The sequence below is a fragment of the Actinomadura sp. WAC 06369 genome (assembly GCF_003947565.1).
In the GTDB taxonomy this organism is placed as follows: domain Bacteria; phylum Actinomycetota; class Actinomycetes; order Streptosporangiales; family Streptosporangiaceae; genus Spirillospora; species Spirillospora rifamycini.
Genome location: NZ_QHJN01000225.1, coordinates 1 through 10,518 on the forward strand (window position 1 = coordinate 1; position 10,518 = coordinate 10,518).

9 protein-coding genes are annotated in these 10,518 nt (G+C 75.6%); 2 read left to right on the forward strand and 7 right to left on the reverse strand.

The window, feature by feature from the left end; all coding sequences use genetic code 11:
- A partial coding sequence (locus DMH08_RS35960; protein ID WP_125620629.1) for a S8 family serine peptidase occupies positions 1-3,127 on the forward strand: 3,127 nt, incomplete at its 5' end.
- A 25-nt stretch (positions 3,128-3,152) separates the two neighbouring features.
- On the opposite strand, the gene DMH08_RS35965 is transcribed toward DMH08_RS35960, so the two are convergent.
- Genes DMH08_RS35965 through DMH08_RS35995 form a run of 7 tightly spaced genes read right to left on the reverse strand, consistent with a single transcriptional unit; the run spans position 3,153 to position 9,353 of the window.
- Positions 3,153-4,088, reverse strand: coding sequence for a hypothetical protein (locus DMH08_RS35965; protein ID WP_125620631.1), 936 nt, complete (start codon positions 4,086-4,088; stop codon positions 3,153-3,155).
- Positions 4,088-4,651: a PadR family transcriptional regulator gene (locus tag DMH08_RS35970; RefSeq protein ID WP_125620633.1), complete on the reverse strand. Its 564-nt coding sequence runs from the start codon at positions 4,649-4,651 to the stop codon at positions 4,088-4,090. Before DMH08_RS35970 ends, DMH08_RS35965 begins: the two co-directional genes overlap by 1 nt.
- Before the next feature lie 26 nt (positions 4,652-4,677).
- The gene (locus DMH08_RS35975) at positions 4,678-5,430 is read right to left on the reverse strand and encodes an HpcH/HpaI aldolase family protein (RefSeq protein ID WP_199748166.1); all 753 of its coding nucleotides are present in this window, start codon (positions 5,428-5,430) and stop codon (positions 4,678-4,680) included.
- Positions 5,427-6,203 carry an SDR family NAD(P)-dependent oxidoreductase gene (locus DMH08_RS35980; protein WP_026402714.1) on the reverse strand — a complete coding sequence of 259 codons (777 nt, stop codon included), beginning with the start codon at positions 6,201-6,203 and terminating at the stop codon, positions 5,427-5,429. Before DMH08_RS35980 ends, DMH08_RS35975 begins: the two co-directional genes overlap by 4 nt.
- Entirely contained in the window at positions 6,200-7,528 is a 1,329-nt protein-coding gene (hisD, locus tag DMH08_RS35985; RefSeq protein ID WP_125620636.1) for a histidinol dehydrogenase, read from the reverse strand. The genes DMH08_RS35980 and hisD overlap by 4 nt, the downstream gene beginning before the upstream one ends.
- Complete coding sequence (locus tag DMH08_RS35990; protein ID WP_125620638.1) at positions 7,513-8,208, reverse strand: alpha/beta fold hydrolase; 696 nt, start codon at positions 8,206-8,208, stop codon at positions 7,513-7,515. The genes hisD and DMH08_RS35990 overlap by 16 nt, the downstream gene beginning before the upstream one ends.
- Positions 8,205-9,353 carry a cupin domain-containing protein gene (locus DMH08_RS35995; RefSeq protein ID WP_034518048.1) on the reverse strand — a complete coding sequence of 383 codons (1,149 nt, stop codon included), beginning with the start codon at positions 9,351-9,353 and terminating at the stop codon, positions 8,205-8,207. The genes DMH08_RS35990 and DMH08_RS35995 overlap by 4 nt, the downstream gene beginning before the upstream one ends.
- A 91-nt stretch (positions 9,354-9,444) precedes the next feature.
- Between DMH08_RS35995 and DMH08_RS36000 the strand changes: the two genes are divergently transcribed.
- On the forward strand, positions 9,445-10,494 hold the full coding sequence (locus tag DMH08_RS36000; RefSeq protein WP_267898597.1) for a LacI family DNA-binding transcriptional regulator: 1,050 nt from the start codon (positions 9,445-9,447) through the stop codon (positions 10,492-10,494).
- Positions 10,495-10,518 lie beyond the last annotated feature (24 nt).

Here is a 10,518-nt window from a genome sequence, read left to right on the forward strand (position 1 = left end):
GGCGGCCGCCGCGCCGGGCGGGGTGTCCCGCTCCGTCACGCTCGTGACCGGGGACCGGGTGGCGGTCACCGCGCGGGACGGACGGGCGCCGCTCGTCGACGTCGAGCCGGGGCCGGGGCGCGAACGCATCGGCTTCTCCGTGCACGTGACGGAGGACGCGATCACCGTGACGCCGATGGACGCCGTGCCGCTGCTCGCGGAGGGACGGCTCGACCGGCGGCTGTTCGAGGTCCACCGGCTGCTCGCGTCCGGGTACGGGGACGAGCGGGACGACCTGCCGCTGATCGCGGCGCGTCCGGTCGGGGCCCTCAAGGCCGGACGGACGATCGCCGCGGGCGGGCTCACGGCGGTGCGGGCGGACAAGGACGGGCTGTCGGAGGCGTGGCGGGAGTTCGTCGGCGCTCCGTCGGCGCGGCTGTGGCTGGACGGGAAGGTGCGGGCGAGCCTGGACGGCAGCGTCCCGCAGATCGGCGCGCCGGCCGCGTGGGAGGCGGGGCTGACGGGCGAGGGCGTCACGGTGGCGGTGCTCGACTCGGGCGTCGACGGGGAGCACCCCGACCTGGAGGTGGCGGAGGCGGCGAACTTCACGCCGACCGCGTCGGCCGGTGACGCGTTCGGGCACGGGACGCACGTCGCGTCGGTGATCGCGGGGTCGGGCGCGGCGTCGGGCGGGACGTACCGGGGGGTCGCGCCGGACGCGCGGATCGTCAGCGGCAAGGTGCTGGACGACACCGGGCAGGGGCGGGAGTCGTGGCTGATCGCCGGGATGACGTGGGCGGCGGAGGAGGCGAAGGCCGACGTCGTGAACCTGAGCATGAGCTGCTTCTGCGACTCGCCGGCGGTCGACCCGGTGGAGGAGGCGGTGAACCGGCTGTCGGAGGAGACGGGCACGCTGTTCGTCGCGGCGGCCGGTGACCTGTCGTGGCCGTACCCCGGGGTGATCGCGCTTCCGGCGGCGGCGGAGTCGGCGCTCGCGGTGAGCAGCGTCGACCGGCAGGACCGTCTCGCGTCGATGGTGCAGGGCCCGCGGATGTGGGACAACCTGATCAAGCCCGAGATCCTGGCGCCCGGCGTGGGGGTCGTCGCGGCGCGGGCGGGCGGCACGTCGGTGGGGGCGCCGGTGGACGGCTCCTACACCCGGCTGTCGGGGACGTCGGTGGCGACGCCGCACGTGGCGGGCGCGGCGGCGCTCGTGGCGCAGCGGCATCCGGGGTGGGACGGCGCGCGGATCAAGTCGATGCTGATGGGTTCGGCGAAGCGGCTGCCCGTGGCGGCGGGGGCGCAGGGCGCCGGACGGGTCGACGCGGGCGCGGCCGTCGCGCGGGGCGTCGCGGCGTCGCCGTCGAGCCTGCACGTGGACGCGAAGTGGCCCGACTCGGGGACGTCCGAGGTGAGGCGGACGGTGACGTACGCGAACGCGTCGGACGCGCCGGTCGAGCTGGCGCTCGAGATCGGCCTGGAGGGGCCGGACGGGGCGCCGCCGCCGGACGGGGCGGTGTCGCTGGACGCGCCGCGGGTGACGGTGCCCGCGAACGGCGAGGCGACCGCGGTCGTCGCGTTCCGGGGGGTCGACGGTGTCGCGGCGGGCGTCTACCAGGGCACGCTGACCGCCAACGGGGCGGACGGCGCGGTGGTGACGCCGGTCGTGGCGTACATGGAGCCGCCGACGAGCGTCGTCACGGTCACGGGGACCGACCGTGACGGGAAACCCGTCCCGTACTTCTGGCCGACCCTCACGAACATGGAGACGGGCCGGTCGTACGACGCGCTGCCGAACGGCGACGGGACGGCCACGGCGCGGGTGCCGGTCGGGACGTACGACGTCGCGGGGCAGTTCGCGACAGGTTCGTCGTGGACGAGCGGGTTCCGGAAGGTCTACGCGCTGGAGGCGGGCGCGAACGCGGTCCCGATGGACGCGCGGCGGACCACGCCCGTCGAGTTCACCAACGACACGGCGGGCGCGGAGCTGACGGGGGCGACCGTGACGCTGAACCGGGTCGCCGAGCCCGGCTACTCGATCATGTACCTGTACGGGGACGCGCGGCGGCGGGTGTCGGTGCAGACGGGCGCGGACGGGCGGCTCGGCTACACGGCGCTGGCCACGTGGGAGAAGGCGGGCGCGGAGACCAGCCCGTACGTGTTCCACGACTTCCGGGCGGAGAGGGGGATCCCGGACGATCCGTCGCTGCGCACGCGGCGCGCGGACATGGCCGGGATCCGGACGTCGGTGCGGGCGTTCGGCGGCGCCGAGAGCGGGTCGCTGCGGTCGTACGCGACCGCGGCGGACGGGACCCTCGCGACGAACGTGACGCGTCCCGTGCCCGGCGACTTCACGCTGTACCTGCGGGCCGGCGGGGGGATCGCGTGGAGCCGGGAGCTGCGGCTGAACGACGGGAGCGGCGAGAACGTCGCCCGGATGCACAAGGGCGAGCGGTCGTACCGGCCGGGCCCGCAGGCGGACGCGTGGAACGCGGCCGTCCTCGGCCCGGTGCCCGCGGACTGGAGCAACCGGCGGGACGGCAACGTGCTGGAGGTCGCGTCGAGCTGCGCGGCGACGGGTGCGCTGGAGTCGTGCGGGCGGGCGTTCACCGGCACGGGCACGCTGACGCTCGCCCGGGACGGCGCGGTCCTCGCGGAGAAGGAGATCGACGGGTGGGACACGCCCGACATCGAGGCGACCGTCCCGGCCGGGGCGGCGGCGTACACGCTTCGGGAGTCGATCGCGTGGCCCGGCGGGTCCGTCCCGGCCCGGCAGGACACCGTGTGGACGTTCCGGTCCGCCGAGACGGAGGCGGCGGCGAAGCTGCCGCTGCTGGTCGCGCGGTTCCTGCCCGCCGGACTGGACGAGCGCAACCGGGCGCCCGGCGACCGGGCGACGCTCGTCCCGTACTGGGTCGAGCGCCTCCCGGGCGCCGCGGCGGTGCCGGTCGCGTCGATCACGGTGGAGGCGTCGTTCGACGACGGCGCGACGTGGCGGGAGCTGCGGGCCGCCGGGGGCGCCGCGCTGGGCGTCGTCCGCGTCGACCCGCCGGACGGCGCCAAATTCGTGTCGCTGCGGGCGACGGTGCGGGACCGCGACGGCAACGCGGTGACGCAGACGGTCGTCCGCGCCTACGGCCTGTCGTGAGGGCCGCCGGCCGGTGGCCGCGGGGTCACCGGCCGGCGGTGTATCCGCGGTAGGTCTCGAACGCGGGCTTCGGGGTGTAGTCGTCGTGGAGCAGGCCGAAGCGGTGGAACAGGCCGTCGCGGGACGAGTCGGCGTCGCGGAGCGCGAAGTGCAGGTAGGCGCCGACGCCGAGGTCGCCGCTCAGGCGGACGACGGTGCCGAGGACGGCGTCCAGGACCTCGGCCTGCCGTTCGGGGGTGCGGTCGGGGCCGGTGGGCCAGCCGTTCTCGGTGAGGTGCAGCGGGACGGAGGAGGGGATTCCCGCCGACGTCATGAGGTCGCGGTGCATCTCGAGGAGCCCGGCGGTGGCGGCGCCGGGGTCCGGGGCGGGCATGAACACGTCGGGGAAGAAGTCGAGGCCGACGTAGCCGAGGGCGTCGAGGAACGGCTGCCCGCCGAGTTCGGTGAGGCCGGCGAGGAACCCGGCGGCGGGGCCGAACATCGGCGTGGTGTTGAAGCCGACGCGCAGGCCGTCCAGGCCGAGGCGGTCGGCCTCGGCGCGGGCGGCGACGACGCCTTCGACGAGGGCGCGGCGGACGTCGGGGTAGTAACCGTCGAGCGTGGGGATCCCGGCGACGTTGGGCTCCTCGGTGATCTGGAGCGTCGCGATGTGCGGGCCGTGGCGGCGCAGGGTGTCGCGGACGAAGTCCAGGTAGCCGGGCACGTCGCCGGACGCCGACTGGTACTGGACGACGAGGTCGAGGCGGCGCCCCTCGCCCGCGTACTGCTCGACGTCCTGCGGGGCCTCCGGGCGGGGGCGTCCGGGGTCGGTGAAGCCGCGGTAGCCCCGGACCAGGAACGGGCCGTCGCCCTGGAGGTCGCGGAGGGCCGCGAGGATCTTCGCGGGGTCGTCGGCGGGTCCGGTGGCGAGGCCGCCCTCGTCGTCTCCGGTGACCCCGCCCGGGTAGATGCCGTACTCCATCAGTCCTCCTCGCTGTCGGGCCAGGCGAGCGAGCCGTCGGCGATCTCCGTGAGGACTTGCTCGACCCACGCCAGCTCGGCCTGGACGAGCGCGCGCGCGTACTCGGCCTCGATGACGTACAGGCGCGGGACGTCCGCTTCGGCGAGCCCGGTGTCGATGCGGGCGAGGTCGTCGCGGAGCCGTCCGGCCCGGTCGGCGAGGGCGTCCGCCGCCCCCTCGGGGCCCAGCGCCCCGAGGTAGGCGACGGCCGTGAGGAACACCGGGTACTCCCGCCGCGGCGCCCGGATCAGCTCGTCGAGCCGCCGGACGAACGCGTCGCGGCCGTCGCCGGTCAGCTCGTAGACGGTCCGGGCGGGGCGGGTCCCGTCCCGGACGGTCTCGCGGGCGCGGGCCCAGCCCTCGCGTTCGAGCGCCGCGACGACGTCGTACAGCGAGCCCCGGTTCGTCCGGACGTTCGTGCCGCGCTCGCGCAGCACGACGCCCATCTCGTACGGGTGCATCGGGCGTTCCATCAGCAGGCCCAGCACCGCGAGGGCCAGCGGGTTGTCCACACTTCGTGCCATAGTCGCTCCCTGATATCAGGAACCGACTATAGCGCGGTGAGGGACCGGAACGTCCGCAGGAGGACGTGCGCGAGGTTGTAGACGACGAGCCCCGGCGGCGCGGCGGCCGCCTGCGCCGGGTCGTTCACGATCGTCGTCATCGCCTTGCCCGCCCCGGCCGCCGCCGCGCGGACGGCCTCGGTCGCGGCCCGCACGTCCGGTTCGGCGGCGCCGCCGGTCAGGCCCATCGCCACCGACAGGTCGGCGGGCCCGACCATGACCGAGTCCACCCCCTCGACGGCGGCGATCTCGGCCGCGTTCGCGCACGCCCGCGGCGTCTCGGCCATCACCACGACGACCGTCCGCTCGGCGGACCGCCGCAGGTGGTCGGCGATCGACGCCGCGCCGAACCCGCCCGCGCGGCTGTAGGTGGCGAACCCCCGGGCGCCGAGCGGCGGGTAGTGCGCGGCGGCGACGGCGGCGCGGGCGTCCGCGGCGGTGTCCACGTGCGGGACGACGATCCCGGTGGCGCCGAGGTCGAGCACCCGCAGTACCAGCCCCGGATCCCCGGCCCCGACCCGGACCAGGACGTCCAGCCCGTGGGCCTCGGCCGCCGCGATGTGGTGCTGGAGCGCGACGAGGTCGGCGGGACCGTGCTCCAGGTCGATCAGCACGTGGTCGAAGCCGGCGACCCCGGCGAGCTCCACGAGGAACTCGCCGGGGAGCCGCAGCAGGCCGCCGAGCGTCTTCTCCCCGGCCCGGATCCGCTGCTTGAGGCCGGCCGCCTCCGGTCCGGTCACCGCGCCACCATCCCGGCGGACAGGTCGATGTCGGCCGCGCACAGCCCCGGCATGCCCAGCATCGCCACGAGCGCCGTCGCGACCTCGTCCGCGGTGACCATCCGGCCGAGCGCGGCGCGGGACACGAACGCGCGCTCCGCGTCCGCCGGGTCGGTGCCGGTGCGCTCGGCCTCCAGCCGGAAGTTGCGCTCCATCCGCGGGCCCGCGACCGGCCCCGGCGACAGCGCGTTGACGTTCACGCCGAGCGGCCCGACCTCCGCGGCGAGCGTGGTGGTCAGCCCGAGCACCGCCGTCTTCGACGCGCAGTACGGGGTGCGGGCGGCCAGGGGGCGCTTGCCGCTGACGGACGCGACGTTGACGACGTCCCCCGACCCCCGCTCGACCATCGCCGGGAGGAACGCCCGGCACATCAGGTAGACGCCGCGCACGTTCACGTCGAACACCGCGTCCCACTCGTCGGGCTCGATGTCGACCAGCGGCTTCACCGGGCCCGGGACGCCCGCGTTGTTCACCAGGACCGACACCGCCTCGTCCGCGAGCTCCGCCGCGAGCGCCGCGACGCTCGCCGGATCCGACACGTCGCAGGTCGCGGCGCGCCCGGGGACGGGCAGCCCGGCGGCGACCGCGGCGACCTTCGACCGGTCACGCCCGACGACGACCACCCGGGCGCCGGCGCGGGCGAGGGCGTCCGCCATCGCCGCGCCGAGCCCGTTGCCGCCGCCCGTGACCAGCGCCGTCCGCCCCGCCACCGCGCCGCCGGGACCGGCGGTCACGACGGGTCCCCGCTGAGCGCCCGCGCCTCGTCCATCCACGGGAACGACGCGTCGCCGAACCGCGCCGCGCGGACGTCCCCGGACCGGGCGTGGCCCTCGAACAGCTCGACGCGCGCCGCGCGGCCGCACACCTCGCCGAGGCGGGCGCTCGCCGCCGGGTCCGTGACCTCCTGGTACGTCACGGTTTTCAGGTACTTCCCGACCCACAGGCCGCCGGTGTAGCGGGCGGCGCCCCGCGTGGGCAGGACGTGGTTCGTGCCGATGACCTTGTCGCCGTACGACACGCACGTCCCCTCGCCGAGGAACAGCGCGCCGTAGTTCCGCATCCGGTCGAGGGCGCGGCGCGGGTCGGCGGTCAGCACCTCGACATGCTCGGACGCGTACCCGTCCGCGACCTCGAACGCCTCGTCCACGGAGTCGACGACGACGATCTCGCCGTGGTCGCGCCAGGCCGGCCCGGCGAAGTCGCGGGTGGGCATGCCCGGGAGCAGCCGGTCGACGTGCGCCGCCACCTCCCGCCCGAGGGCGGCGGAGGTGGTGACCAGGACGGCCGGGGAGTCGGGGCCGTGCTCGGCCTGCGACAGCAGGTCGACGGCGACGGTGAACGGGTCGGCGGTCTCGTCGGCGATCACCAGGATCTCCGTCGGGCCCGCGAACAGGTCGATGCCGACCTCGCCGAACAGCTGCCGCTTCGCCTCCGCGACGTACGCGTTGCCCGGCCCGGCGATCAGGTCGACGCGCCCGATCGTCTCGGTGCCGACCGCCATCGCCGCGACCGCCTGGACGCCGCCCAGCAGGTGAATCTCGTCCGCGCCCGCGAGGTGCATCGCCGCGACCGTCGCCGCCGGGACCTCGCCGCGGATCGGCGGCGTGCACGCGACGACGCGCGGCACCCCCGCGACCTTCGCGGTCACGATCGTCATGTGCGCGGACGCCGTCAGCGGGTACCGGCCGCCCGGCACGTAGGCGCCCGCGGCGGACACCGGCACGTGGCGCTGCCCGAGCCGGACGCCCGGCAGCGTCTCCGCCTCGAAGTCGGTCATCGAGTCGCGCTGCAACCGCGCGAACCCGCGGACCTGCTCCTGCACGAACTCGATGTCCTCGATGACCTGCCGGGGGACGCCCGCGACGATCTTCTCGACCTCGGCGTCCGACAGCCTGAACGACGGCGGCGTCCAGCGGTCGAACTTCTCCGAGTAGTCCCGGACGGCGGCGTCGCCGCGCTCCCGGACGTCCGCGATGATCTCCTCGACGCGGGCGCGGACCTCGCCGAGGTCGCGCGCGACGCGCTCCTGCGGCACCGGCTCCTTCAGCACGTGGGGCACGACGTCCTCCTGTTCGTTGTGGGTTGGTGGTCCAGCCATTCGCGAACGACCCCGGCGAGGACGCGGGGGCGTTCGACGGGCAGCAGGTGGCCCGCGCCGGGCAGCACGCGCAGGCTCCCGAAGGGCGCGGTCTCGGCGATGCGCCGGTGGAACCCGACCGGGCACAGCGCGTCCGCGCCGCCGCACACGGCGAGCACCGGGCAGGGCGCGGCGGCGAGCGGCGCGGACGCGTCCCGGCGGGTCGCCTGCGCGGCGAGCTGCGCGCGGAACACGTCGGGGCCGATCCGGTGCGCCATGCCGAGGAACCGCTCGTCGTGCCCGGGCTCGGCGAACATCGTCGGGAGGATGCCGCGGACGACGTCGTCGAACGCGCCGCGCTCCGTCCGGTCGGCCATGTCGCGCCAGCCCGCGAGCTGCGCCGGGGTCGGGGCGCCCGCGTTGGTGGAGATCGCGCAGAACGCGGCGACCCGCTCGGGCGCGAGGCGCAGCACCTCGAACCCGACGATCGCGCCGAGGCTCAGCCCGACGAGGACGAACGGGCCGTCCGCGGCGGCGAGCACCTGGCGGGCCATCCCGGTGACCGTCGGCTGGGTGATCGCGACGGGCGTCCCGGGGAGGTCCGCGCCCGACCACAGGTCGGCGTCGCAGAGCATCCCCGGCACGAGCAGCGTCGGGATCATCGCGGGACCAGGTCGGCGGGCGCGAGGTAGCCGCCCGGGTCGAGGGCGGTGCCCGCGTCGGCGGCGGCCTTGACGACGTCGTCGTCCCACTCCAGCCGGACGCGGCCGTCGCCGCCGTTCACCACGACCATGGACGCCTCGCCGTCCCCGGCGTTGCGGACCGAGCGCCAGGCGTGCGCGGGGACGGACAGCATGTCCCACGGGCCGAGCCGCACGGCCAGCTCCTCGCCCGGCCCGTTCAGCACGACCTCCCACTCGCCGTCCTTGACCATCAGCACCTGCGACTCGCCGTGCCGGTGCCGGTTGAGGCCCTCGCCGGGCCGCGCCTTCAGCCACGCCACGTTGTGCCCGTGCGGGTTGTGGACGACCGGCTCCTGGAAGCGGTCCTCGGTCATGCCGTAGCCGATGACGGCCGCGAGCCGCGCCCCGCCGCCGGGCAGGCGGGAGTCGAGGAACGGCGCGTCGCTCCAGCTCAGGTCGTCCGGGGCGGCGACGCGGCGGCGCAGGTCGTCGGCCGTGTAGGTGCGCAGCCCCGCGATCTGCTCGGCCGAGACCGGACGGACCGTGCGCGCGCCCTCGGGGACCGCCTCGCCCGCGACCGTGTCGACCAGCTCGCCGGCCTCGGTGAGGAACAACCCGTGGTCGGCGGCCTCGCGGAGCACCGACGGGCCCCAGATGATGCCGCCCGTGTCGTCCTCGCCGAGGGTGGTGAAGAGCCAGCCGTCGTCGGGTCCCACGTTGGTGAACCCGCGGAAGATCCACGTCGGGATGGACGCGATGTCGCCCTCGCGGAGCAGCAGCTCGCCGTCCGTCCCGTCCGCGCCCCACCGCAGGAGGAACTCGCCGCGGAAGCACAGGAACACCTCGGCGGTGAAATGCAGGTGCAGGCTGTTCGTCACGCCGTTCGGCATCGCCGCCGCGCCGATGTTGTAGCCGTGCGGCTCGCGCAGGTTGATCACCTGGCCGGGGCTCTGGCTCACCCCGGGGCCGATCATCGCGTAGTTCTCCTTGCGGTCCGATCCGGGCGTGCGGCAGTCGATGAACGCCTGGTCGCAGGAGACGAAGTCGTCCCGCCGGATCGTCCGCCGGGCCAGTTCGGCGGCCGTCACCGGGACCCGCCGCGGGTCCGCGTCCTGAGTATTCATACGTATGCACACTACGCGCAGCGGGTGCGGTGTTGTCAATCGCAGTCCCGCTGAACGGCTTCGGACAGCGGGTGAATAGACGTATGCTTGCCTGCGTCGATCGAGAGGCCGCCGTCGCGGCGCGCAGGCGTGGAGGCAGCAGGTGGGGATCACGAGCCGCGACGTCGCCCGGCTGGCCGGCGTCTCCCAGCCCACGGTGTCGCGCGCGCTCCGGGGCGACGAGCGGGTGTCCGCCGCGACCCGCGCCAAGGTGCGCGAGGCCGCCCAGGCCCTCGGCTACGTGCCGAGCGAGGCGGGCCGCAGCCTGTCCACCCGCACGTCCCGGCGCATCGGCGTGCTGGTCACCGACCTCACCAACCCGTTCTACCCGCACCTCGTGGGCCCCCTCCACGACGAGCTGGGCCGGCTCGACTACCGCATGATGCTGTTCACCGAGCGCTCCGACGAGGCCCTCGCCTACGAGCGGCTCCTCGACCGCTCGATCGACGGCGTCGTCCTCGCCACCACCACGCTCGGCTCCGGCCTGCCCGCCGAGCTGCGCCGCCGCGGGCTCCCGTTCGTTTACCTCAACCGCGAGGGCGGCACCCCCGGCGACGCCGTCGTCGTCGACAACCGGCGCGGCGCCGGGTTCGCCGCGCGCGAGCTCGTCGGGCTCGGGCACGAGCGGATCGCCGGCATCTTCGGGCCCGAGGACACCAGCACCGGGCGCGACCGCGAGTACGGCCTGCGGCTCGCGCTCGCCGAGGCCGGGATCGGGCTCCCCGAGTCGCGCGTCCGGCGCGGCCCCTTCGAGTTCGACACCGGGTACGCGGGCCTGACCGGGCTGCTCGCCTCCGAAGCGCCCCCGACCGCCGTGTTCTGCGGCAACGACGTCATCGCGATCGGCGCGCTGGACGCCGCGCGCCGCTTCGGCGTCCGGGTCCCGGACGACCTCACGGTCATCGGCTTCGACGACATCCCGATGGCGTCGTGGGCGTCCTTCGAGCTGACGACCGTCCGGTACGACCTCGGGGAGATGGCGGCCACGGCCGTGCGGCTGCTGATCGACCGGATCGGCGGCAAGGCCGGGGACGAACCGGCCCGCGTGGTGCTCGACCCCGAGTTCGTCCCGCGCCACACGCACGCCGCCCCGCCCGCCTGACGCCCGCCCCGCCCCTTCCCGCGC